The sequence below is a fragment of the Aeromonas sp. s6 genome (assembly GCF_040907815.1).
Lineage (GTDB): Bacteria > Pseudomonadota > Gammaproteobacteria > Enterobacterales > Aeromonadaceae > Aeromonas > Aeromonas caviae.
On record NZ_JBFOCN010000084.1, the window covers coordinates 1 to 24,006 of the forward strand.

The window sequence follows — 24,006 nt, forward strand, 5'->3', positions numbered from 1 at the left end:
GTGATCGCCGGGGTGGAGCAGTCGACCGCCCAGCAGATCAGCCAGCTCAGAGCCGAGTACCAGGAGGGAGATCGCCAGACCAACGCGGCCCTAGAGGAGAGCAACAAGACCCTGAGCGATGCTGACAAGGCGCTCAGCGAGCGTGTCACCCAGCTGCAGGCCACCCTGGAGCAGGATGATCAGATGCTCAATGCGGCGATTCTGGAGACCCAGCGCACCCAGGCGCAGGGAGATCAGGCGCTGGCAGAGCAGATAGACCAGCTCCAGACAGCCTCCGGCGAACAGTCGGCCAGCCTGACCAACCTGGCCAAGGTGGTCAGTGACGGCCAACAGGCCACCGGCGAGGCCCTGCAGCAGCTCAACACCAAAACCGATCAGACCAATGCCAGCGTGGGCAGCCTCTCCGAGGCCGTTTCCGAGCAGGGTAAGGCGCTGGCCGGCAAGCAGGATGACTTGGTGGCAGAGGTCGATCTGGCAGCCCTGGCAAGCCTCGGCAACACCCTGGCGGATGAAGAAGGCGAAACCCGCAACCGCAAGGCGCGCGCTCAGATCACCCAACGCCAGGAGGCGCAGGCGAATGAACACCAGGCACTGGCCCGAGAGGTGACCCAGTTCCGGGCAGAGTTCGCTGGCGAAGCGGCGGCTACCGCTGCCGAGCTGACGGAGGTGAGGGAAGTGATCGCCGGGGTGGAGCAGTCGACCGCCCAGCAGATAACCCAACTCAAGACCGAGTACCAGGAGGGAGACAGGCAGACCAACGCAGCCCTGCAGCAGACCAGCAAGACCCTGAGTGATGCCGACCTTGCCCTGGGCCAACGAGTCGACACGGTGCAGGCGCAGGTTACGCAGCAGGGGCAGACCCTGTCCTCTGCGGTGCAGTCAGAGCAGCAAGCTCGCACTGATGCTGATCGTGCTCTCGGCCAGCGGGTAGACACGGTGCAGGCCCAGGTGACGCAGCAGGGACAGACCCTGAGCGCCGCCGTGCAGACCGTGGCAGAAGCGCAAGCTGACACCGCCGGCAAGGTGTCGGCGGGCTGGTACACCAAGGCGCAGGTAAACGGCGAGGGCGGGGGCTTTGGCCTCTCTGTCACGCTCAACGCTGACGGCTCGGTGTTGAGCTCGTTCGTGATCGACGCAGATGTGTTTGCCGTGCTCTCTCGTGCCGCGGGGGTCACCTCCAAGCGCAATCCATTCGTCGTCAAAAACGGCACCGTCTATATGAACCACGCATTGATGGACACGGCGGAGATCGGCAACGTGATCGCCAAGTACATCAACGTCCAGCATCTGGTTGGTGCATTGGTAGAAGGTGGCTCGTTCAGGGGCGGTGACCTTTGGCTCGGTGAAAATCCAAACGGCTCGTTTGGTGCCTATGGTAAGCGCTGGAATGCGGGTATTGACTCCAATGGCCGCATCTATGGCAGCGGCGTCTATTTCGAGAGCGGCACCTTCCAGGGCAATGTGCTGGCCAACTCGGGGACCATGAATAATGTCACCATCAGGGAAAACTGTCAGATCCTCGGCAACCTGAGCGCAGCCCAAATTACGGGGGATATCGTCAGGGTGTATGACGCCTCGAATCAGGCGCAAATTAACCTTGGGTCGTCCGCATACGGCAGGGATATAGCTTTCTCGATGATTGCCAATTCAGGGAGAGATACCACGACGGTGACTGCGTGGGTAAATGGGGTGGCGGTCCGTCAATTCCAGGCAAGGATAACCGATGTGGCCGGGACTATTAGTTCCAACACCGTGACGGGCAGCCATACGATGTACCTCCCCGCCGGCCAAAACCATGTCGTGCAGTTCACATGGTCTGGGAGTGGGGGGAACAACTCTGCTTCATGCACCATCATCGTCTCAAAGCATTAACACCATTCACCACGCCCAACCTTGTGTTGGGCTTTTTTATTAGGAGCAATCATGGCTGGACTTTGGCAGCGCACCGGCAACGTGACGGTGACGAATGGCAGCAAGACCATCACCGGTTTTGGCACCAAGTGGAAAACCGGCACCCTCCCGATCCAGAAGGGGCACACCTTCTATGGCCCGGACAACGCGGCCTATGAGGTCGATACCGTGGTCAGCGACACCGAGATCCTATTGGTGGATACCTATCGCGGCGGCACCATGGCCAATCAGCCGTACCGGATCGACATCACCCGCACCTCGACCATCAGCCAGTTTGCCGCCGACCTGGCCTCCCTGGTCGGCAAGTACCGCACCTGGTTTGACGGCATGATGACTTGGCTGACCGGCTCGGGGGATGTGTCCATTCTCAACCCGGACACCGGCGCCAACGTCACCATCCCCAGTTGGAAGAAGGTGGCCAGCGAAGGAGAGGGCCAGGCGGCCCGCGCCAAGGTCGAGGCAGATCGATCCAAGACCGAAGCGGATCGCGCCGCTGCGGCCGCCAATGCCACGGCCGAAGCCGGGACCGGCTCGCTGATGCGCGTGGGCGGCGCCACCATCCTCGATGCGGAGCGCTACGCCCTGGAGCGGGCAACCGGCGGCAGCCAGACCATCATTCGCGACAGCGCTGGCAACGCCAATGCTATGTTCGTGCTGCCGCGCTTCAGCTACGCCGACCTGGGCATGACTGCCGATATGGGCACTGGCGATGTGACGGCGTTCGATTTTGGCAGCGGCAGCATCAAGAGCGAGATATTCATCGGCGCCTATCTTGCGTCCGGCTCCGGCGCTGTCAGCGCGCCGCGGCAAGATCCCCGCACCTCGCTCGATCACACCGCCGCCCGCAACGCCTGTAGTGCAAAAGGCGCAGGCTGGCATCTGATGACGGCGCACGAATGGGCGGCAATCGCCCTGTGGTGCATGGCCAACGGCTACGAGCCGATTGGCAATACCAACTGGGGGCGCAGTCACGCCAAAACCTGGATGGTAGGCGACAGGGCAGACAACCGCGCCCCCGGCGATGCATCAGGCACGGTCAGAACGCAGACTGGCTCGATGGGAGTCGAGGCAACGCACAACAAATCACTGGCCGGCATCGCCGATCTGGTAGGCAACATATGGGAGTGGCAGGACGGGTTCCTGCTGCAAGACGGCCGTTTTAAGCTGTCCTCCCACAATGCACAGGTCGAGGCGAGCTGGACGTTCGCTGATGCATTTCTTGATGCATCCATACCAACTGGAGGCTCGGTCATCCTGTCCAACGCAGTCAACAACATGCTGGGAGCCATCGGAGACAACGTCAACGCTGGCAACTCAGCCAGCGCAGATTGGCGCTCAATGACAAAGTCGGGCGGCTACGTCAGCAATCAGGCGATGAAGCGGCTGCTGCTGGAGCCAGCCAATGCATTGCCACAGGGCCGCATTTATATGCGTAACTTCGGCGAGCGACTCCCGTGTCGTGGCGGCACTTGGGCCGACGGGGCCTACGCTGGCCTGGCTGCGCTCTCTCTGGGCAACTCACGCGTGCACGTGCACGCGCTCATCGGGTTTCGCCCCGCCTTTGCTTGAGCTTTGGGCCTTGAGTTTTGACGGCGCCGCGATAGCGGCGCTTAGGTAAATCAGGATTGATATGGATAAACAGCCTCTCGTTATTGAGCAGCGCATCCGCTACAAGCTGCGCCGCTTCAAACGGGCGATAGCGGCAGGCAGGCTAACGGCAGGCGACTGCCGACCATGCATCCAATCGTGGTGTGCGCACGCCGCGCATGCAAACACCTGGCGGCTGCGCTGCAGCCTGTTTAACATTTCGAGCGGGGCAAATAGATGAGCTACTTATATGACGGCGAAACGCACGACAACTACAATCCGGCCTTTATGGCGGCCCTCGGCATGAGCGAGGAAACGATCGCCTCCGTACTGGCCCAGCGCGACTATGAGCGGACAGATGGGCAGTTGGCGCGGCGCCGGATGGCCTATGTGGCCGAGTCCGATCCATTGTTCCTGGAGTGGCAATACGACAAGACAGCAGCGGCCGAGCAGGCATGGCGCGACAAGGTGGCGGAGATCAAGCTGCGCTACCCGGTGGCCCGTGGGGCGGAAGAGTGATCGTCCGTCTCGAGCCCATCACGGCGATCGTGGTCGCCGTGCTGCTTGGCTGGGCGCAAAAAATCGATCCAGTTAGTGATGGAGGTTTAACTTAGTGCAGGGTCGCTCACAGAGCCTGAATAGCTCACAGACAAAAACGGTACCAAATCTGGTACAGAATATGATGCGGAGTGAATTAGTTAATTAATTTCAATGAATTAATTATTGGTCTCATAATCGTGGAAATAGAACGTGGGCCCGCTGGCCGGGTGCGCTGATGTGCTCATGTTGCTCGAAAGGAGTGTCCGATGACGGCGGCGCCTGGCGCCTGGGTGGGGGTGCCATGCACCGCAATTGCCTGCATGGTAAACCATCGCGCTGGCAGAGCGAAGTCCGGGGCGTTCGCCTGGCGCTTTAATGGGCAGTGGGCGTTGTCCGTGAGCCTGATCATCCCATCGGTCCGGCTCAGGGCAGGGGAAAGTGAGGGGTCAGGGTATTGAGGTCCAGCAGGGTGAAGTAGCCGCCCTCCTCGGGATACCAGCCGCCGGTGTCGATGTAGTGGACGTTGCCAAGGCGCACCGGCTCCCTCACCGGGGTGTGGCCCACCACCAGGGCGGCGAGATCCGCGACCCCGCTCTCGTCCAGCCGTTCGATACGGCGCCTTGACCAGAGGCAGACGTTCTTGATGGCCCGAAGCCGTCCGCCGCTCACCCCGGCATCGAGTTGGTCCAGCAGCCCCTGCCAGGAGGAGAAGGGACAATCGGCGTGAAGCAGCCCGACCGGACCGGCCGGGGTGGCCACCTCGATGACCAGGGGCAGGCTGCGGTAGTGGACGGCGAACGCCGCCTGCTCGGCAGGGGTCAGGTGCTGAAACCAGCCGCCGCCGTTTCGGATCCAGTTCTCCCGATCGCAGCTCTCGTAACGGCAGACGTAGTCGTCGTGATTGCCGCAGACCGGGTGAAACCAGGGTCTGGCCAGCCAGTGGATCACCTCGCTGCACTCGGGCCCGCGATCCGCCAGATCCCCGACGCTGAAGAGACGGTCCCGGGCGGGATCAAAATCCAGGGTGTCGAGGGCCTGCTGCAACAGGGCGAAGTGGCCGTGGATGTCGCCGACGGCCAGATCGCGCCCCAGGGCGTTTTGGGGGAAGCGTCTTATCAGGGGGGAGGGTGTCATGGCGTCTCCTGCCTCTATCCCGGACGGGGATGTTTTGTCTGCCTGTACATAAGGTTACAGAAGAAAAGTGGCGAGCGGGCAGGGCCTGGTAAATCATAGGATTGCCCCCGTGAACGTGCGGCGTCACGCGCCGCCTGTGGGGGAGTCACTCCGGGAGGGCGCCTTGTCCGCCCGCTTTCGGAGGCTCTCTTTCTCCACGCTTTTTGACAGGAATCTTGAATGCGGCGTCAGCTGTTGATCTGGATAGGCCCCCTGTGCAGCCTGCTGCTGCTGGGGGCGGCCTTGACCGTCCTCTATCATTTGACCCACCTGTGGCACTGGCACGACATCCGCCAGGCCATCTGGTCACAACCCTTGCCGCAGTTGGGGGGCGCCCTGCTGCTCACCCTGCTCAGCTATGGCTGCCTCTGCTGCTATGATCTGCTGGCACTGAAGGTGCTGGACAAACGCCTGCCCTGGCAGCAGGTGGGGATGACCTCCTTCATCGCCTACACCTTCTCCAACACCCTGGGCTTTGCGCTGCTCACCGGCTCCTCGGTACGCTACCGGCTCTACTCCTCCCTGGGGCTTGGCACCGGGGAGGTGGCCAGGGTAATTCTCTTTTGCTCCATCACCTTCTTCCTCGGTCTGCTGGGCTGGGGGGGCAGTGCCCTGCTGCTGGGGCAGGGGGCGGCCCTGCTGGTGGACTGGCCCCGCTGGGCGACCGGGTTGTTGCAACTGGCGGGGGGCCTGGCCCTGCTGACGGTGTTGGCGTATCTGGTGTGGCCGGGGACAGCCCTGGTCTGGCGCGGACACCCGCTGTTCCTGCCGCGCATCAGATACCGCCTGCTGCAACTGCTCATCGCCCTGCTCGACTGGATGGCCGCCGCCGCCGTGCTCTATGTGCTGCTGCCATCGGGCAGCGTGCCCTATCCGGTGCTGCTCAGTGCCTTCGTGCTCTCCAGCCTGCTCGGGGTGCTGGCCCATGTGCCGGGGGGCATCGGGGTCTTCGAGGCGAGCATGAGCCTGCTGCTCACCCACTATCTGCCGGTGGACAAGCTGCTCGCCTCCCTGCTTATCTACCGCTGCGTCTACTACTTCCTGCCCTTCCTCTGTGCCCTGCTGCTGTTCGCAGGTCAGGAGCTGCTGCAACAGCGGGCCCGCCTGCACCGGCTGCAGGGGGTGATGATGGCGACCCGGGAGTTCGTGCCCGCCCTGGTGAGCATGGGTACCTTCGCGGCGGGCACCCTGCTGCTCTGCTCCGGGATGATCCCGACTATGAGGGGGCGGATCGAAGCCTTCCTGGAGGTGTTGCCCCTGCACCTGCTGGAGCTCTCCCATGTGCTCGGCAGCGTCAGCGGCGTGTTGCTGCTGTTGCTGGCCCACAGCCTCTACCGCCGTCATGACGGGGCATTCAGGATCACCCAGTGGCTGTTGGGGCTTGGCATGCTGTTCTCCCTGTTCAAGGGGTTTGACTGGGAGTCCGCCCTGCTGCTCGGGGGCTTCTTGCTCATCATCACCCCCTGCCGCCCTCTCTTTTATCGCAAGGGTTCCCTGCTTCACGCCCGGTTCACCCCTTCCTGGCTGATGTCGGTGGGGGCCGTGCTGCTGGGGGCCTTGTGGTTGCTGCTCTTCTCCTACCGCCATGTGGAGTACGACCCCTCCCTCTGGCTGCACGTCTCGGCCCACGGGCCCGGGGCCGCCTCCCGTGCCCTGCGCGCCATGGGGAGCGTCATCGGCGTGCTGGCGGTGGTCGGGGTGGCCCATCTGCTGGCCCCCTTGCGCCTGCCCGTCGGCAAGCCGGATGCCGAGGCGCTCTCCCGTGCCCATGGGCTGGTGATGCGGGCAGGGGGAGGCCACGGCTACCTGGCCCAGCTCGGGGACAAGTCCCTGCTGTTCCACCCCAGCGGCGAGGCCTTACTCATGTACGGGGCCGAGGGCAGTAGCTGGATAGTGATGGGGGATCCCGTCGGTCAGCCCTCTCTGGTGGAGGAGCTGCTCTGGCAGTTTCGCGAGCGCTGTGACGAGCACGACGTCAGCCCTGTCTTCTACCAGGTGTCGGCCCGTTATCTGCCTGTCTATCTGGATCTCGGGCTCATCCCCTTCAAGCTGGGGGAGGAGGCCATCGTGGATCTGCCGAGCTTCGATCTCGCCGGCAGTCGCCTGCGCAACCTGCGCCAGAGTCACGCCAAGGGCAAGCGGGAAGGGCTGCGCTTCGAGGTGGTGGCCCCCGGTGAGATTGCCCCCCTGCTGCCCGAGTTGAAGGGGATCTCCGACAGCTGGCTGCACAGCAAGCAGGGCAGGGAGAAGGGCTTCTCCGTGGGCAGTTTCGATCCCGCCTACCTCACCCTCAACCCGATGGCGCTGGTGCGGCGGGAGGGGCAGATCGTCGGGTTTGCCAACCTATGGACCAGCGACAACAAGGAGAGCCTCTCCATCGATCTGATGCGCTACAGCCTCGACACAGGGGCGGCGCCTGTCATGGATTTCCTGTTTGTCGAGCTCCTGCTGTGGGGCAAGCAGGAGGGTTATGCCAGCTTCAACCTGGGGATGGCCCCCATGTCGGGCTTCAACGACAACCCCCTCGGCGGTTACTGGGCCCGCCTTGGCAACACCCTGTTCACCCGGGGCAGCCGTTTCTACAACTTCCAGGGATTGCGGCGTTACAAGGAGAAGTTCGGCCCAAGGTGGGAGCCCCGCTACCTGCTCTGTACCGGCCATCTGGTGCTGCCCCGCACCTTGACCCATCTCGTCTCCCTCATCAGTCGCGGCCCCTTCGGGCTCATGAAAAAATAGGAGTTGGCCCATGAGAGCCATGTTGTTGCTGTTGATTTGCTGTTTCGTCTCTTCGTTCACCTTGCCGGCAGTGGCCGCCCAGCCGGGCCGGGTCGGTGCGGAGCTGGGGCTGGTGGAGTTGCCGGTGGCGCAAGCCTCGTCTGCCCCCATGGTGGTTTTCATGAGCGGGGATGGCGGCTGGGCGGCGCTGGACAAGGGGCTCAGCGCCCAGTTGCAGGCCCACGGCATGCCGGTGGTGGGCTGGAGCTCGCTCTCCTATTACTGGAAGAAGAAGACGCCGGAGCAGGCGACGGCGGATCTGGTGCGCATCCTCACCGAGTACCAGTCCCGTTGGGGGCGCCAGCGCTGGTTGCTGGTGGGTTTCTCCTTTGGTGCCGAGATAGTGCCCTTCGTCATCAATCGTCTGCCGCCAGCCTATCGCGGCAGCCTGGCGGGGGCCGTGATGCTCTCCCCCTCGACGGCGTCGGATTTCGAAATCCACGTCAGCGACATGGTGGTGCACGACAAGGGGGGCAGCTATCCCACCCTGCCGGAGGTGACACGCATTCAGACTCTGCCGCTGCTCTGCGTGCAGGGGGCGGAGGATGACTCCCCGGTCAAACTCTGTCCGCGCTTGCAGCAGCCGAACGTGACGACGGTGACCCTGCCGGGCTCCCACCACTTCGACGACAACTACCAGACCCTGTATCAGGAGATTGCCGGACACCTGGGCCTGGCCCAATAACGGCGAGAGGCCGGGAAACGACACAGGGCGGCCAATGGCCGCCCTGTTGCCGTGGCCCCTTGCAACTGTCCAGGGGGCCGGCATGCCGGGATCAGAGCAGATCTTCGAGCTGGTACTTCTTGAGCAGTGTGTTGAAGGTGCCGTCGGCCTTGACACTCTCGATGGCGGCATCGAAGCGGGCCTTGAGCTTGTCATCGTGTTTGCGAAGGGCTACCGCCACCCCTTCTCCCAGGATCTTGTCCTGGGTGCCGTTGAACTGGGGGCCGACGAAGGCGAACTGCTTGCCCATCTCCTTGTCGAGGAAGCCGACCTTCAACTGCACCATGTTGCCGAAGGTGTAGTCGGCGCGGCCGGACTGCAGATCCAGCATGGGAGACTGGGCGTTGACGTAGCGCTTGATCTTGGCCACCTCGCCATAGCGGGCGGTGACGAAGTTGTCCTGGGGAGTGCCCTCCTGCACCGCGATCACCTTGCCCTTGAAGTGGGCCGGATCGTCTGCAAAGTCGGCCGCCTTGTCGCTGCGCCCCACGAAGCGGTTCTGCATCATGTAGTAGACCTGGCTGAAGTCCACTTTCTGGCGCCGCTCGTCCGTGATGTTCATGGAGGACATGATGGCGTCGTACTTGCGCACCTGCAGGCCCGGCAGCAGGGCATCCCAGGGCTGGTTGATCACCTCGCACTCGGTCTTCATGGCCGCGCACAGGGCATAGGCGAGATCGACCTCGAAGCCGCCGAGCTTGCCGCTGCTGTCGACCATCTCGAAGGGGGGATAGGTGGCATCGGTGGCGATCACCAGGGGTTTGGCGGCGGCCTGGCCGGCGGTGGCCAGGGCCATCAGCATCATCAGTGTGTTGAGTTTCATGGTCAGTCCCTTGAAGTGTGGTGTCATTCCTAGCGTGCTAAAGGGTGCCGGCCTCAAGGGCCGACGGCTATCTTGCGATGGGTGAGGGCCGGCAACTGGCTGCGCACCGTGCGCTGTGCTGCCAGATCCAGGGTGGCGATGGCCATGCCCTGACCCTCCTCTACCTGGGCCAGTATCCGGCCCCAGGGATCGATGATCATGCTGTGGCCGAAGGTGCGCCGCCCACCGGGGTGATGTCCCCCCTGGGCACTGGCAAACACGAAGGCCAGGTTTTCCACCGCACGGGCCCGCAGCAGCAGCGCCCAGTGCGCGAGCCCGGTGGTGTGGGTGAAGGCCGCGGGCAGGGCGATGAAATCGGGGGCGGGCCCCAGGCGAAACAGCTCCGGGAAGCGCAGGTCGTAGCAGATCCCGAGGCGCAGCACGCCCCAGGGCAGGGGATGGCTCACCACCTCCCGGCCCGGGGTCATGGTCGCGGCCTCGTCATACTGCTCCTGCCCGGTGCAAAAGCCAAACAGGTGCAGCTTGTCGTAGCGGCTTGCGAGCTGCCCTTGCGGGTCGATGAGCAGGCTGCTGTTGTGCATCTTGCCTGGCTCCTCGCTTTCAAGGGGCAGGGTGCCCGCCAGCAGCCAGAGCCCGAGCTCCCGGGCCAAGCCTTGTGCCCAGGCAAGCAGGGGGTGATCGCCAACGGGGGCGGCCAGGGCCACGCGCGCCCGCTCATCGACCGGCATCAGGTAGAAATATTCGGGCAGCAGGGCCAGCTCTGCCCCCTCGGCCGCGGCCTGACGCAGCAACGCCTCGGCCTGGGTCAGGTTGTGGTCAAGGTCATCCCCGGAGACCATCTGGAGGACGGCAACGCGCAGTGAATCCATGGTGCCCCCTAGACGGCGCACAGGCGCTCGGCGCCCGCCAGCAGGGTGTCGTCATCCTTGGAGAAGGAGAGGCGGATGACTCTTTGATCCGTGCCGTCGTGATAGAAGGCGGAGACCGGAATGGTGGCGACCCCGTGATCGCGGATGAGCCGCTGCACGAAGAGGCTGTCGGGCTCGTCGCTTACCCGCTCGTAGCTCGCCAGCATGAAGAAGCTGCCCGCCGAGGGGAGCAGGGTCAGGCGCGAATCCACCAGGGCCGAGGCGAGCAGGTCACGCTTGCGCTGGTAGAAGGCTGCCAGCCCCTGATAGTGGGCCGGTTGCTGCAACAGGTGGGCGAAGCCGTACTGCATGGGGGTGTCGGCGGCGAACATGGCGAACTGGTGCACCTTGCGGATCTCCTCCATCAGGGGACGGGGAGCCACGCAGTAGCCCACCCGCCAGCCGGTGACGTGGAAGGTCTTGCCGAAGGAGAAGACGGCGACCGAGCGCTCCACCAGCTCCGGGTAACGGATGACGCTCTGGTGCAGGGCGCCGTCGAACACCACGTGCTCATACACCTCGTCCGAGAGGATCAGGATGTCGGTGCCGCGCACCAGGCGGGCGAGGTGCTCCTGATCCCCTGCCTGCCAGACGGTGCCGGTCGGGTTGTGGGGGGTGTTGAGCACTATCATGCGGGTGCGCGGGGTGATGCGGGCGGCCACCTCGTCCCAGGGGATGGCAAAATCCGGCGCCTTGAGGGCGATCACCACCGGGGTGGCTCCCTGCAGCTGGATCATGGGGCGGTAGCTGTCGAACGCCGGCTCGAACATGATCACCTCGTCACCGGGATGAACCAGGGCGGTGATGGCGCAGAACAGGGCCTCGCTGGCGCTGGCGGTGATGGTGATCTCCTCGCCCGCGTCATAGTGGTGGCCGTAGCTGGTCGCAATCTTGGCCACCAGTTGTTCGCGCAGGGCGGGCAGCCCGGTCATGGGGGCGTACTGGTTCTCGCCGGCCAGCATGGCCTCGTGGGTTACCCGGATGAGCTCGGGATCGCAGGGGAAACTCGGCGCCCCCTGGGAGAGGTTGATGCTGGGGTGGCGGGCGGCCAGATCCCCGATCACGGTGAAGATGGTGGTGCCCACCTGGGGCAGTTTGCTGGAAACCTGGGGGATGGACATGGCGCCGTCACCTGAGTGTGGGAATGAGGTCCTGTTTTAGCCCCCTGGGCGCTTGCCGGACAACGGATTATTCGGCATGGTATGCATGAGTTTTTCTCAAGCATGGAGGCTTGTCATGTTGTTCACCCCGCCGCGTACCCAGCTGCCCCTCTACGGTTTGCAGGTCTTCGAGTGCGCCGCCCGTCACCTGAGCTTCACCCTGGCCGCCGACGAGCTGTGCGTCAGCCAGGGGGCCGTGAGCAAGCAGATCGCCCAGCTGGAGGCGCGCCTCGGGCACCTGCTGTTCGTGCGCGGCACCCGCAGCCTGACCCTGACCCCGGCCGCCGAGCGGCTGCTTCCTTTCGTTCGCGAAGGGCTGGCCCGCATGGGGGAGGGGCTCAGCGCCTTGCAGACTCTGCCCCACGAGCAGGCCATCAGCATCAAGGTGCCCTCCTGCGCCAGCCGCTGGCTGCTGCGGCGGCTGCAGGCGTTCGAGGGGGAGGCGGTGGAGGTGCGCGGCAGCCACCACCACGGCATCGACTTCTCCCGGGAGCCGTTCGATCTCGCCATTGTCTACCAGCCCTGTCTGGGGCGTTATCCCAACAGCCAGCCTCTGTTTCGGGAGCGGTTGACCCCGGTCTGTGCCCCGGCGTTTGCCGCCAAGCACCGCCTGTTCGAGCGCTCCCTGGAGGAGCTCCCCTTGCTCCCCCTGATCCATGCCAGCGTCGATCGGCGGGACTGGCGAAACTGGTTTGCCACCTTCATTGCGACCCCCTGGCAGCCCCAGGGGGGGCAGCTGTTCGATACCCTGGACTTGGCGATGAATGCCGCGTTGCAGGGGTTTGGCCTCTCCCTCGGGGATCCCACCATAGTGGCCGAGGAGCTGGAGAGCGGCGCCCTGGTGGCCCCCTTCGCCCCCGTGCTGGAGACGGATCACGAATACGCCCTGATCGCCCGCCCCGACACCCGGCGCCGCGGGGTGGAGAGGGTCTGTCACTGGCTGCTGGCGGGGGGCGCCCAGCCCTGACAGGCCAGAAAAAGAGACAGCCCCGCGGGCGGGGCTGTTTCGTGGGGTGACGGGAAGGGGTCAGTTGCAGATCTTGTAGTAGACCTCGTTCCAGCGCAGCTGCTCCTTGAGTGCGGGGATGCGAGTGTGCTCGTCGATCACCACGAACTCGATGCCCAGGATGTCGGCGAAGGTGCGCAGCTGCTCGATGTCCACCGCCTGGGTGAAGACGGCGTGGTGGGCCGCGCCCGCCAGGATCCAGGCTTCGGCGCTGGTCTGCAGATCAGGCAGGGGTTTCCACAGGGCGCTGGCCACCGGGAGTTTCGGCATGGCCTGTGGCAAGTCCACCACCTCCAGCTGATTGACCACCAGACGGAAGCGGTTGCCCATGTCGATGAGGCTGGCGTTGACCGCCTTGCCGGCTGGCGCCGCAAACAGCAGGCGGGCCGGATCGGCCTTCTTGCCAATCCCCAGGTGCTGGGCGTCCAGCACGGGTTTGCCGGCGGCAATGGAGGGGCAGACCTCCAGCATGTGGGCCCCCAGCACCAGGTTGTTGCCCGTCTCCAGGTGGTAGGTGTAGTCCTCCATGAAGGAGGTGCCCCCCGGCAGGCCAGCCCCCATCACCTTGAGGGTGCGCAGCAGGGCCGCCGTCTTCCAGTCCCCTTCCGCCCCGAAGCCGAAGCCTTGCTGCATCAGGCGCTGACAGGCGAGACCCGGCAGCTGGTGCAGGCCATAGAGATCCTCGAAGGTGGTGGTGAAGGCGCCGAAGCCGCCGTCGGTGAGGAACTTCTTCATCCCCAGCTCCTGGCGCGCCGCCTCATACAGGGAGTCACGCAGCGGGCCTCCCGCCTGCACCGCCTCGGTCAGGGTGTAGGTCTCTTCGTATTCGGCCAGCAGCGCCTCGATGTCGCTGTCGGGCACGGCGGCGATCACCTTCACCAGATCCCCCACCGGGTGGTAGTTCACCTGATAGCCGAACTGGATCTGGGCCTCAATCTTGTCGCCCTCGGTGACCGCCACGTTGCGCATGTTGTCGCCAAAGCGGGCGATCTTGAGGTGGCGGCTGTCGTGGATGGCGGCGGCGACCCGCATCCAGTTGCCTATCTTCTGCCTGGCCTCTTCCTCCTGCCAGTGCCCCACCACCACGGTGCGGGGCAGGCGCAGGCGGGCCCCCATGAAGCCGAACTCGCGCCCGCCGTGGGCGGTCTGGTTCAGGTTCATGAAGTCCATGTCGATCTCGCTCCAGGGGAGATCCCGGTTGAACTGGGTGTGGAACTGCAGCAGGGGCTTTTGCAGCTGGCTCAGCGCCGGGATCCACATCTTGGCGGGGGAGAAGGTGTGCATCCACACCATGAGCCCGACGCAGCGCTCGTCGTGGTTCGCATCCCGGGCCACCGCGCTTATCTCGTCGAGGGTGGTGCCGGTGGGTTTGAGCACTATCTTGAGGGGCAGGCCCGCCCCCTCGTTGAGCTGGCTGGTGATGGTGTGGGCGTGATCGGCCACCTGCTTCAATGTGGTGGCGCCATACAGGTGCTGGCTGCCGACCAGGAACCACACTTCCAGCTGTTTCATCAATTCCATCTTGGTGTCCTCTCGTTAGGCTTTTGTCTGGCCGTAATAGGCGTGTTTGCCATGCTTGCGCTGGTAGTGTTTCTCCAGCAGGTAATCGGGCAGGGGGCGGGCTGCCGGGTTGATCTGGCCGGTGAGCCAGGCCATGCGGGCCACCTCTTCCAGCACCACGGCGTTGTGCACCGCGTCTTCGGGGTCCTTTCCCCAGCTGAAGGGGCCGTGGTTGGCCAGCAACACCCCCGGCATGGTCAGGATGGGGGTCTGTCTGAGCGTCTCGACGATGAGGTGGCCGGTCAGCCCCTCGTAGTCCTCCTCCACCTCTCCCGGGGTGAGCAGGCGGGAGCAGGGGATCTCGCCGTGGAAGTAGTCGGCCTGGGTGGTGCCGAAAATGGGGATGGGGCGTCCGGCCTGGGCCCAGGCGGTGGCGTGGGTGGAGTGGGTGTGCACCACGCCGCCAAGCTCTGGGTAGGTGCGATAGAGCACCAGGTGGGTGGCGGTGTCGGAGGAGGGGCGCAGGGCCCCCTCCACCTGCTTGCCGGCGAGATCCAGCACCACCATGTCCTCGACTCGCATCCGCTCGTAGCTGACGCCGCTCGGTTTTATCACCACCAGGTTGCGCTCTCTGTCGATGCCGCTCACGTTGCCCCAGGTGAAGGTCACCAGGTCGTGGCGCGGCAGATCCAGGTTCGCGGCGAGCACCTGCTCCTTGAGGGTGTCGATATTCATGCCAGTGTCCCCCGGTTGTAGAGCGGTTCGGCGGCGGCGCCCCAGGCGAGGTAGCGCTGGTAGAGGTGCTCGTATTCGGCGACCCGCGCCGGATCCGGCTGGTGGGTGCGCTCCACGGCGCTCGCCATGTCCCGCTGGGCCTCGGCCACATCGGTGTAGAGACCGGCCGCCACGGCGGCGAAGATGGCCGCCCCCAGGGCGCAGCACTGATCCGAGGCCACCACCTGGATGGGCCTGTTCATCACGTCGGCGCAGGTCTGCATCACGGTCGCCGACTTGCGGGCGATGCCGCCAAGGGCGATCACCTGCTCCACCGGCACCTGCTGGCTCGTCATGCACTCCATGATGCTGCGGGCGCCGAAGGCGGTGGAGGCCACCAGGGCACCGAAGAGGTCGGGGGCATCGGTGCCGAGGTTGATCCCGGTGAGGGTGCCCTGCAGGCGCTGGTTGGCATAGGGGGTGCGACGGCCATTGAACCAGTCGAGCACCACCGGCAGGTGGGCGAGATCCCGCTGCTGCTCCCAGGCGGCGGCCAGGCTCGGCAACAGCGCCTGCTTGTGGGCCTCGATGGCGGTGCGAAGCTCCGGATACTGGGCGGCGAGCTGGTCCAGGGGCCAGCCGAGCTGGCGCTGATACCAGGCGTAGATGTCGCCGAAGGCAGACTGTCCCGCCTCCAGTCCCACCATGCCCGGCACCACGCTGCCATCCACCTGGCCGCAGATCCCCTTGATCGCCCGCTCCCCGATGCTGGCCTCGTCGGCCATGAGGATGTCGCAGGTGGAAGTGCCTATCACCTTCACCAGGGCGTGCTTGCCGGCCCCGGCCCCCACCGCCCCCATGTGACAGTCGAAGGCGCCGCCGGCGATCACCACCTCGCAGGAGAGGTGCAGGCGCTCGGCCCACTCCGGCGTCAGGGTGCCGACCGGCAGATCGGCGGTCCAGCTGTCGGTGAAGAGGGGGAAGTCGAGATCCTCCGTCAGCAGGGGATCCAGGGCGTTGAGGAAGTCGGCGGGGGGCAGGCCGCCCCAGCTCGGGTGCCAGAGAGACTTGTGGCCGGCGGCGCAGCGCCCGCGCTTGAGGCTGGCCGGGGCCTGGGTGCCGCTCAGGATGGCGGGGACCCAGTCGCACAGCTCGACCCAGTTGCAGGCGGCGGCGCGCACCGCCGCGTCGGCGCGGGAGACGTGGAGGATCTTGGCCCAGAACCACTCGGAGGAGTAGATGCCGCCGATGTAGCGGCTGTAGTCGGGGAACTGGCCGCTGTGACACAGGGCCGTGATGGCCTCGGCCTCCTCGATGGCGGTGTGATCCTTCCACAGCACGAACATGGCGTTGGGGTTGTCGGCGAACTCCGGACGCAGGGCCAGCACCCGGCCCTCTTCATCGATGGGGGCGGGGGTGGAGCCCGTGCTGTCCACCCCGATGCCGCGCACGGCGGCGCGCTGGTCCGGGGTGAGCTGGCTCACCACTGCCACCACCGCCTGCTCCATGGATTCCAGGTAGTCGAGGGGGTGGTGGCGGAACTGGTTGTTGACCGGCTGGCAGTAGAGACCTGCCTGCCAGCGGGAGTAATAGACGACATGGGTCGCCAGCTCGGCGCCGTCCTGGCAGCGCACGGCGAGTGCCCTGACCGAGTCGCTGCCGAAATCGAGTCCGATGACGATGTGCTCAGACATAAGTGCTCCTGACCATCAATGAGGGGTGACTGGGGGGAACCATAGGAGATGGGAAGGAGGGGCGGTTAGCCATTGGCTGCTGGAAATATGGATTTTAACGCTGTCAGTGCGACAGGGTGACGGCTCTCTAAAATTCAATATGTGACGAAATTGCTAATTATATAGACGAAATGGCTGCAATCTCATGACGTGATCCTGCTCTCCATTTTTAATTGTGAAAACGATTACAACTTGGTTCGCTCAACCAGCAACAACAATAAAGTCCTGTTTAAGCATGTTTTTATATGGCTGCGACTTGATTGACTCAACGAGCAGCACTGCGTGGATACATGGATTGATAGAACCGTTGGAGACATTCGCATGAACAAAATCGTTAAAGGCATGATCGCGATGGGGTTCGCCCTTGGTATGGCAAATTCTGCTTTCTCGGCCGAAGCGCTGAAGCTGGGCTACCTGGTCAAGCAGCCCGAGGAGCCCTGGTTCCAGACCGAGTGGAACTTCGCCGACAAGGCGGGCAAGGATCTGGGCTTCGAGGTGATCAAGATAGCCGTCCCCGACGGGGAGAAGACCCTCAATGCCATCGACAGTCTGGCGGCGAATGGCGCCAAGGGCTTCGTCATCTGTACCCCGGATCCCAAACTCGGTGCCGCCATCATGGCCAAGGCCAGGAGCATGGATCTGAAGGTCATCACCGTGGATGACCAGTTCGTCAATGCCAAGGGCCAGCCCATGGAGCAGGTGCCCCTGGTGATGATGGCCGCCACCAAGATTGGCGAGCGTCAGGGTCAGGAGCTCTACAAGGAGATGCAGAAGCGCCAGTGGGATCCGAAGAGCAGCGCCGTGCTCGCCATCACCGCTGACGAGCTGGATACCGCCCGTCGCCGGGTTGAAGGCTCCCTCGGTGCCCTGAAGGCCGCCGGCTTCCCCGAAGGCCAGATCCACCGCGCCCCCACCAAGAGCAACGACATTCCGGGTGCCCTGGATGCCGCCAACTCCATGCTGGTGCAGCACCCCGAGGTCAAGAACTGGCTCATCGTCGGCATGAATGACAACACAGTGCTGGGCGGCGTGCGCGCCACCGAAGGGCAGGGCTTCAAGCCGGAGAACGTCATCGGCATCGGCATCAACGGGGTGGATGCGGTGAACGAGCTCTCCAAGTCCAGCGCCACCGGCTTCCTCGGCTCCCTGCTGCCAAGCCCCGACGTGCACGGCTACAAGAGCATCCAGATGCTTCATGACTGGGTCGTCAACGACGCCGAGCCCGCCAAATTCACCGAGGTGACCGACGTGGTGCTCATCACCCGCGACAACTTCAAGGCCGAGCTGCAGAAGAAAGGGCTGTAATCGCCCACCCCTGGTACCCATGCCGGCATGGCGGAGTGCGCCGTGCCGGCTGGCTGGAGTCATCTCATGAATCAAGTTCCATATCTGGAGTTTTGCGGCATCAGCAAGGAGTTTCCCGGCGTCAAGGCGCTGCAGAACGTCTCCTTCGCCTGCCAGCAGGGCACGGTACACGCGCTGATGGGAGAGAACGGGGCCGGCAAGTCCACCCTGCTCAAGATCCTGAGCGGTTTTCAGGCGCCCACCCGCGGGGTGGTGAAGCTGGCGGGTCAGGAGAAAGTGTTCCAAAACACGGTCGATGCCCTTGAGAGCGGGATTGCCATCATCTATCAGGAGCTGCACCTGGTCCCTGAAATGAGCGTGGCGGAGAACATCTACCTGGGGCAGTTGCCGACCCGGCGCGGCGTCATCGATCGGGAGAAGCTCTATCAGGATGCAGCCAGGCAGCTGGCACGCCTCGGGATGGATGTCTCCCCCGAGACGCCGCTCAAGTACCTGTCCCTGGGTCAGTGGCAGATGGTGGAGATCGCCAAGGCCCTGACCCGGGACGCCAGCGTCATCGCCTTCGACGAGCCGACCAGCAGCCTGTCGTCGCGTGAGATTGAGCAGCTGTTCCGGGTCATCCGCCAGCTGCGGGACGAGGGCAAGGTCATCCTCTACGTCTCCCACCGCATGGACGAGATCTTCGCCCTCTGTGACGCCATCACGGTATTCAAGGATGGCCAGTTTGTGCGCACCTTCGCCTCCATGGCCGAGGTGGACCGGGATCTGCTGGTCAAGACCATGGTGGGGCGCGAGCTCACCGACATCTACAGTTACAGCCCCAGAGCGCACGGGGAGGTGGGCCTTAGGGCGAAGAACCTGATGGGACCCGGCCTGAAGGCGCCGGTGTCGCTTGAGGTCAAGCGTGGGGAGATCCTCGGCATCTTCGGCCTGGTGGGGGCCGGGCGCAGCGAGCTGATGAAGCTCATCTTCGGCGCCGAGACGCCCCGTGGCGGCGAGATATCGGTGTTTGGCAAACAGGTGGTCATTCAGAGCCCCATCGATGCCATTCGCAGCGGCATCATGCTCTGCACCGAAGACAGGAAGGCGCTCGGCATCATCCCCATCCATTCGGTGCAGGAGAACATCAACATCAGCGCCCGCCGCCACCACGCGTGGGGAGGCTTCTGGATCAACCAGAAGTGGGAGGACGAGAACGCGAGGCTGCGGATCCGCGACATGCGGGTCAAGACCCCGTCTCCCCAGCAGGCCATCATGAACCTCTCCGGCGGCAACCAGCAGAAGGCCATTCTGGGACGCTGGCTGTCGGAAGACATGAAAGTGATCCTGCTCGACGAGCCGACCCGAGGCATCGACGTCGGGGCAAAGAACGAGATTTACAACGTGATTTACGATCTGGCCAAGGTGGGCATCGCCGTGGTGGTGGTCTCGAGCGAGCTGCCGGAGGTGCTGGGCATCGCGGATCGGATCCTGGTCATGCGGGAGGGGGAGATCGCCGGCGAGCTTTCCCACGACGAGGCCAACGAGGTCAAGGCGCTCAATCTGGCCATGCCGGCCCGTTGATCTGCTGACCGCAACGAGATAGCACCCGGAATTTTCAGGAGAAATACCATGACAACAACGACCTCGGTCGGCCAAGCCGCCAACGACACCGCGGCGAGCGGTACCCGCCTGCAACTGACCCGCATCTGGGATCAGTACGGCATGCTGGTGATCTTCGCCATCCTGTTCCTGCTCGCCTGCGTGCTGGTCCCCAACTTCGCCAGCCTGATCAACATGCGGGGGCTCGGGCTTGCCGTCTCCATGTCGGGCATGGTGGCCTGCGGCATGCTGTTCTGCCTCGCCTCCGGCGAGTTCGACATGTCGGTGGGCTCCGTGGTGGCCTGCTCCGGGGTTGCCTGCGCGGTGGGCATCAACGCCACCGAGAGCATCCCCCTCGGCATTCTGGCCGGTCTCTCGGTGGGCCTTGTCTTTGGCCTCATCAACGGCATCGTCGTGGCCAAATTCAAGATCAACGCCCTCATCACCACCCTTGCCACCATGCAGATGGCGCGCGGGGTGGGCTACATCATCTCCGACGGCAAGGCGGTGGGCATCGTGGAGGAGGGCTTCTTCGAGCTTGGCAACTCCGCCCTGCTTGGCATCCCGACGCCCATCTGGCTGACGGCTGTCTGCTTCGTGTTGTTCGGTCTGCTGCTCAACAAGACCACCTTCGGGCGCAATACCCTGGCCATGGGGGGCAACGAGGAGGCGGCGCGTCTGGCCGGGGTCAACGTGGTGCGCACCAAGATCATCATCTTCACCATGACCGGGCTCATCGCCTCGCTCGCCGGCATCATCCTCGCATCCCGCATGACCTCGGGTCAGCCCATGACCTCCATCGGCTTCGAGCTGGTGGTGATCTCCGCCTGCGTGCTGGGTGGGGTCTCCATGAAGGGGGGGATCGGCAAGATATCCTATATCATCGCCGGGGTGCTGATCCTGGGGCTGATGGAGAACGCCATGAACCTGCTCAACATCTCCCCGTTTGCCCAGTACGTGGTGCGTGGCCTCATCCTGCTCGCCGCCGTGCTGTTCGACCGCTACAAGCAGGTGCGCAAAGCCCGTATCTGAGCGATGTCTTTCCTCGTCACCGGGCCGGCCTCGCGCCGGCCCGGTGTTTTCCCCGGCAAGCTGTGAGCCAGTTCAACAATTTCACAACGAACAGCTTGCGAACATAGGGGGTTCCTACCCCGGATCTCTACAATGGCCCATGTCGACTTTTTTACCGAAACCCTGTTTTCCGCCATGTCCTCGATGCAAAAAGAGAAGCCGAAACAACTCAATCCCCTGCTGCCCGGTTACGCGTTCGATGTCTTTCTGGTGTCGGGCATGACCCCCATCGAGCAGGGGAGTGCCCTCGATTTCACCATCGACAGGCCCCACGGCATGAAGGGGTTCATCGTCAATCTGACCATCAGGGGCAAGGGGCAGATCTTCCAGGGAGAGCAGGCCTTCACCGTGGAGCCTGGCGACTTGCTGCTGTTCCCGCCCGCCGCCGTGCACCATTACGGCCGGGCGCCGGATGCCCGGGAGTGGTATCACCGCTGGGTCTATTTCCGGCCGCGGGCCTATTGGGCGGACTGGCTCAAGTGGCCCCAGGTGACGGAGCGGGTGGGGCGCTTGCAACTGCCAGACAGCCAGCTGCTCGCCGAGTTCGATGCCCTCTTCCTCGACATCGAGGAGACCCACAAGCAGCTGAGGCCCATGTCGGAGCAGCTGGCCATGAACCTGCTTGAGCGGCTGCTCATTCGCTGCTACGAGGCCTCCTCCCAGGACGCTTATCCCGCCATCGATCACCGGGTTCACGAGGCGTGCCAGATCCTGAGCGAATCGCTCTCGGCCGAGATCTCGGTGGAGGCCCTGGCGGAGCAGGTGTTTTTGTCCCCTTCGCGGCTGGCGCACCTGTTTCGCGAGCAGGTGGGGGTGAGCATAGTGCGCTGGCGCGAGGATCAGCGCATCATGCGGGCCAAGCTGCTGTTGCAGACCACGCCGCTGTCGGTCGCCACCATAGGTCAGCAGGTGGGTTATGACGATCAGCTCTACTTCTCCCGGGTGTTCCGAAAGCGGGTCGGGGTCAGCCCCACCGAATATCGCAAATGCGCCACCCCGCTGTGAGGCGGCCATTCAGACAACAAAGCCCTCGTGATGAGGGCTTTGTTGTTTCGGGACAGAGGGAGGCTATCAGCCCTGACGGGCCTTGAACCTGGGGTTGCTCTTGCAGATGACGAACAGCTTGCCGCGCCGGCGCACGATCTGGCAGTCCGGGTGACGTGACTTGGCGGATTTCAGGGAGGCGAGAACCTTCATTTTTGCTCTTTTCCTTTGCCGAAGAATTGACCGAATCGCTGGCCGAAGCGGGCGACTTGTCCCTCCTTGCCGACCTGCTTCTGCTTGCCGGTGTAGAAGGGGTGAGAAGCGCTGGAGACATCCAGCGTCACATAGGGGTAGGTGTTGCCATCTTCCCACTCCTTGGTGCGGTCAGTGGCCAGCGTGGAGCCGATCAGAAAGTAGGTGTTGCTGGCAAGATCGTGGAACAGAACTTTGCGGTATTCAGGGTGAATATGGGGACGCATGATGACCTTTTTTGTTATGTTGTAACATAACCAAATGATGCAATGGATGAGAATCAATATCAACTGTTTTTCTCGCCTGACCGTGCGAAGAGGCCGAAAGCACCGGATCATCAGGAAGGTGGGATGGTACAAGTCGGGAGGGGCTGCAATGTTGCGGCAGACAAAGCGTGGGTCCGTCTTTACTTTTTAATTTTACTGTATAAAAATACAGTAAATGTCACGGAGAAGTACCCTATGCGCCTGGAAATCATCATCGACAGAAAACATCAGATCCCCACCTCGACCATGGAGGCGCTGCGCCAGGAGTTGCTCAAGCAACTGGGCGAGCGTTTCCCCGATCTGCATGTGCGGGTGGCGCCGGGCAGTGCCATGGCCCTGACGGTCAGCCGCGCCAGCAAGGAAGACAAGGATCTGGCCGAAGCCATGGTGCAGGAGGTGTGGGAGAACGCCGACAGCTGGATGCCGGAGGCGGAAACCGAGGAAGCCTGACCGGCCTCACCCCATGAGTGTCCACCTCGGCCTCGGGCTTCGCACCAGCGAGCAGGGTGGAAAGAGAGGGGAGAGAGTTGAAGAGTGGAATAATGAACAAGACGCAGCCAGAGGCTGCGTCTTGTGTTTAGGGGAAGTGGGGCGTAAAGGCCGGATTCACAGCCCTGCCCAGCGCCTGAGGCTGTCGACCTGGACCCGCTGACTGGCCTGTGCGATGTCACCGTTGGCGCGCAGCGTCTTGAGGGCGGCAGGCAGGGCCTTGCGTATCTCGTCGGCCGTCATGCCGCTATGGAGGGCAGGGTGATAGGCAAGCTTGAGCAGCAGGTAATCGAGTCCGGTCGGGAAGCTGTCGATGCTGCGATCGTTGAAGATGGAAGGGAACACCTTGTCCGAGTCATTGGGCAGCCCCATCACCTGGGTGAGCTCTTCCACCACGCAGTCGAGGAAACGGCCCTTAGCCCGACTGTAATCCACCGGGATGATGATGGTGGCACGGGCTATCTCGTGGCGATCGTTGGTGGCGAAGTTGGCCAGGCAGATCCCCTCCTTGAGGGCGATGCGCACCGACTCGTCCTGGCGCATGGTGCGTGCAGCCCAGCTCGCCATCTGTTTGTGCCGGGTCATGATGAGGGTGAGATTGGGGTTGTCGCTGACAATCTCGATGGGGTGACCGGTGATCCTGCTCAGGTGACGGGTCTGTACCTTGACGACCTCGGCCTGTAGCGGCTTGTCGCCGAATTCGTTGACGAGCTTGAGACGCACGGGGCCCGGCCAGCGGGAGAAGTGCTCCTGTTGTTCATGGCCATACTCCCGTTTCATGGCGATTTCCATGAAGCTCTGGACAAGGTAGTCATCACGTTGCCAGCGTTCGGTGGCCGACAGCGGCAGGGAGAAGAGCCAGAGCATCAGCCCCGGGAGCAACCAGTGCCCATGGCGAACGGGCTGGACAGGTGTGTGCCATGGGCGCATCTTGCCTCCTTGCAAGGGGATCAGCGGGCGGTACGCTCGATATCACGCCAGGTGAGCCAGAGCCTGAGATCGAACTCCAGTTGATGATAGTCCGGTTCCATGTGCTGGCAGAGCTGGTAGAAAGCCTTGTTGTGATCCTTCTCCTTCAGGTGGGCCAGCTCATGCACCACTATCATCTTGAGAAAGGCGGGATGGGCCTCCTTGAACAGGGCGGCGATGCGGATCTCGTTCTTGGCCTTGAGCTTGCTGCCCTGCACCCGGCTGACATAGGTGTGCAGTCCCAGGGCATCCTTGATCACGTTGATCTTGCCGTCGAAGATCACCTTGGAAAGCGGCGCGGAGCTTTTCAGGTAGCGGTTCTTCAGCTCCATGGTATAGGCGAGCAGCGCCTTGTCGCTCTGGACGAGGTGGGTTTGCGGGTAGCGCTTGGCCAGCATCTCGCCGAGTTTGCCCGCCGCAATCAACTGCTGTACCTGAGCCTTGAGTGGCTCCGGATAGCCCCCCAGATAAGTCAGCTCCGCCATGATTCTTCCCTCTGCCGCAAAAAAGAGCGCCATTGTAGTCAGGATGGGGC

At 63.6% G+C, this 24,006-nt stretch carries 22 protein-coding genes; 11 read left to right on the forward strand and 11 right to left on the reverse strand.

The annotated features are described in order from the left end of the window. The 3 genes from AB5Y50_RS12985 to AB5Y50_RS12995 form a co-directional block, all read left to right on the forward strand. The coding region (locus tag AB5Y50_RS12985; protein ID WP_368162954.1) for a DUF1983 domain-containing protein at positions 1-1,872 on the forward strand (1,872 nt) is incomplete at its 5' end. 51 nt (positions 1,873-1,923) lie between these two features. Further along, positions 1,924-3,480 (forward strand): hypothetical protein, encoded by a 1,557-nt coding sequence (locus tag AB5Y50_RS12990; protein ID WP_368162956.1) that lies wholly within the window; start codon positions 1,924-1,926, stop codon positions 3,478-3,480. Between the two features lie 255 nt (positions 3,481-3,735). After that, positions 3,736-4,017, forward strand: coding sequence for a hypothetical protein (locus AB5Y50_RS12995; RefSeq protein ID WP_322130723.1), 282 nt, complete (start codon positions 3,736-3,738; stop codon positions 4,015-4,017). Between the two features lie 444 nt (positions 4,018-4,461). On the opposite strand, the gene AB5Y50_RS13000 is transcribed toward AB5Y50_RS12995, so the two are convergent. Next, on the reverse strand, positions 4,462-5,172 hold the full coding sequence (locus tag AB5Y50_RS13000) for a metallophosphoesterase (RefSeq protein ID WP_010674465.1): 711 nt from the start codon (positions 5,170-5,172) through the stop codon (positions 4,462-4,464). A 219-nt stretch (positions 5,173-5,391) separates the two neighbouring features. On the opposite strand from AB5Y50_RS13000, the gene mprF reads away from it, so the two are divergent. After that, positions 5,392-7,947: a bifunctional lysylphosphatidylglycerol flippase/synthetase MprF gene (mprF, locus tag AB5Y50_RS13005; RefSeq protein ID WP_010674466.1), complete on the forward strand. Its 2,556-nt coding sequence runs from the start codon at positions 5,392-5,394 to the stop codon at positions 7,945-7,947. 10 nt (positions 7,948-7,957) lie between these two features. Next, positions 7,958-8,671, forward strand: a complete 714-nt coding sequence (locus AB5Y50_RS13010) for an AcvB/VirJ family lysyl-phosphatidylglycerol hydrolase (RefSeq protein ID WP_010674467.1) — start codon at positions 7,958-7,960, stop codon at positions 8,669-8,671. A gap of 91 nt (positions 8,672-8,762) precedes the next feature. Here AB5Y50_RS13010 and AB5Y50_RS13015 read toward each other — a convergent pair whose 3' ends face one another. The 3 genes from AB5Y50_RS13015 to AB5Y50_RS13025 are packed head-to-tail and all read right to left on the reverse strand — an operon-like array spanning position 8,763 to position 11,562. Then, complete coding sequence (locus AB5Y50_RS13015; protein WP_010674468.1) at positions 8,763-9,533, reverse strand: ABC transporter substrate-binding protein; 771 nt, start codon at positions 9,531-9,533, stop codon at positions 8,763-8,765. Between the two features lie 53 nt (positions 9,534-9,586). Beyond that, positions 9,587-10,402 carry a carbon-nitrogen hydrolase family protein gene (locus AB5Y50_RS13020; RefSeq protein WP_010674469.1) on the reverse strand — a complete coding sequence of 272 codons (816 nt, stop codon included), beginning with the start codon at positions 10,400-10,402 and terminating at the stop codon, positions 9,587-9,589. An 8-nt stretch (positions 10,403-10,410) separates the two neighbouring features. Next, positions 10,411-11,562, reverse strand: a complete 1,152-nt coding sequence (locus tag AB5Y50_RS13025) for a methionine aminotransferase (RefSeq protein WP_368162960.1) — start codon at positions 11,560-11,562, stop codon at positions 10,411-10,413. Positions 11,563-11,677: 115 nt separating this feature from the next. On the opposite strand from AB5Y50_RS13025, the gene AB5Y50_RS13030 reads away from it, so the two are divergent. Next, positions 11,678-12,568 carry a LysR family transcriptional regulator gene (locus AB5Y50_RS13030; RefSeq protein ID WP_319882080.1) on the forward strand — a complete coding sequence of 297 codons (891 nt, stop codon included), beginning with the start codon at positions 11,678-11,680 and terminating at the stop codon, positions 12,566-12,568. A gap of 60 nt (positions 12,569-12,628) precedes the next feature. Here AB5Y50_RS13030 and araA read toward each other — a convergent pair whose 3' ends face one another. The 3 genes from araA to AB5Y50_RS13045 are packed head-to-tail and all read right to left on the reverse strand — an operon-like array spanning position 12,629 to position 16,515. Beyond that, positions 12,629-14,128, reverse strand: coding sequence for an L-arabinose isomerase (gene araA, locus AB5Y50_RS13035; protein ID WP_281706086.1), 1,500 nt, complete (start codon positions 14,126-14,128; stop codon positions 12,629-12,631). Between the two features lie 15 nt (positions 14,129-14,143). Continuing rightward, a complete protein-coding gene (locus AB5Y50_RS13040; protein ID WP_246876803.1) occupies positions 14,144-14,842 on the reverse strand; it encodes an L-ribulose-5-phosphate 4-epimerase in 699 nt (232 codons plus the stop codon). Next, complete coding sequence (locus AB5Y50_RS13045) at positions 14,839-16,515, reverse strand: ribulokinase (protein ID WP_319882079.1); 1,677 nt, start codon at positions 16,513-16,515, stop codon at positions 14,839-14,841. Before AB5Y50_RS13045 ends, AB5Y50_RS13040 begins: the two co-directional genes overlap by 4 nt. A 360-nt stretch (positions 16,516-16,875) precedes the next feature. Between AB5Y50_RS13045 and AB5Y50_RS13050 the strand changes: the two genes are divergently transcribed. The 4 genes from AB5Y50_RS13050 to araC all read left to right on the forward strand — a co-directional run bounded on the left by AB5Y50_RS13050 (position 16,876) and on the right by araC (position 21,516). Continuing rightward, positions 16,876-17,859 carry an arabinose ABC transporter substrate-binding protein gene (locus tag AB5Y50_RS13050; protein WP_319882078.1) on the forward strand — a complete coding sequence of 328 codons (984 nt, stop codon included), beginning with the start codon at positions 16,876-16,878 and terminating at the stop codon, positions 17,857-17,859. Between the two features lie 66 nt (positions 17,860-17,925). Then, entirely contained in the window at positions 17,926-19,422 is a 1,497-nt protein-coding gene (araG, locus tag AB5Y50_RS13055) for an L-arabinose ABC transporter ATP-binding protein AraG (protein WP_319882077.1), read from the forward strand. A 48-nt stretch (positions 19,423-19,470) separates the two neighbouring features. Continuing rightward, on the forward strand, positions 19,471-20,472 hold the full coding sequence (gene araH, locus AB5Y50_RS13060) for an L-arabinose ABC transporter permease AraH (protein ID WP_010674477.1): 1,002 nt from the start codon (positions 19,471-19,473) through the stop codon (positions 20,470-20,472). Positions 20,473-20,604: 132 nt separating this feature from the next. Further along, on the forward strand, positions 20,605-21,516 hold the full coding sequence (araC, locus tag AB5Y50_RS13065) for an arabinose operon transcriptional regulator AraC (RefSeq protein WP_368162963.1): 912 nt from the start codon (positions 20,605-20,607) through the stop codon (positions 21,514-21,516). A gap of 66 nt (positions 21,517-21,582) precedes the next feature. Here the strand turns inward: araC and ykgO are convergent, their stop codons facing one another. Both ykgO and AB5Y50_RS13075 read right to left on the reverse strand, forming a co-directional pair. Continuing rightward, the gene (ykgO, locus tag AB5Y50_RS13070; RefSeq protein ID WP_010674479.1) at positions 21,583-21,708 is read right to left on the reverse strand and encodes a type B 50S ribosomal protein L36; all 126 of its coding nucleotides are present in this window, start codon (positions 21,706-21,708) and stop codon (positions 21,583-21,585) included. Beyond that, entirely contained in the window at positions 21,705-21,974 is a 270-nt protein-coding gene (locus tag AB5Y50_RS13075) for a type B 50S ribosomal protein L31 (protein WP_043761138.1), read from the reverse strand. Before AB5Y50_RS13075 ends, ykgO begins: the two co-directional genes overlap by 4 nt. Positions 21,975-22,208: 234 nt before the next feature. Here AB5Y50_RS13075 and AB5Y50_RS13080 point away from each other — a divergent pair, with 234 nt between their 5' ends. Beyond that, positions 22,209-22,463 (forward strand): DinI family protein, encoded by a 255-nt coding sequence (locus AB5Y50_RS13080; protein ID WP_043761136.1) that lies wholly within the window; start codon positions 22,209-22,211, stop codon positions 22,461-22,463. A 156-nt stretch (positions 22,464-22,619) separates the two neighbouring features. Here the strand turns inward: AB5Y50_RS13080 and AB5Y50_RS13085 are convergent, their stop codons facing one another. Both AB5Y50_RS13085 and AB5Y50_RS13090 read right to left on the reverse strand, forming a co-directional pair. Continuing rightward, positions 22,620-23,432, reverse strand: a complete 813-nt coding sequence (locus AB5Y50_RS13085) for a DUF2927 domain-containing protein (RefSeq protein ID WP_319882076.1) — start codon at positions 23,430-23,432, stop codon at positions 22,620-22,622. Positions 23,433-23,452: 20 nt separating this feature from the next. Further along, on the reverse strand, positions 23,453-23,956 hold the full coding sequence (locus AB5Y50_RS13090) for a M48 family metallopeptidase (RefSeq protein ID WP_010674483.1): 504 nt from the start codon (positions 23,954-23,956) through the stop codon (positions 23,453-23,455). Between the last annotated feature and the right edge of the window lie 50 nt (positions 23,957-24,006).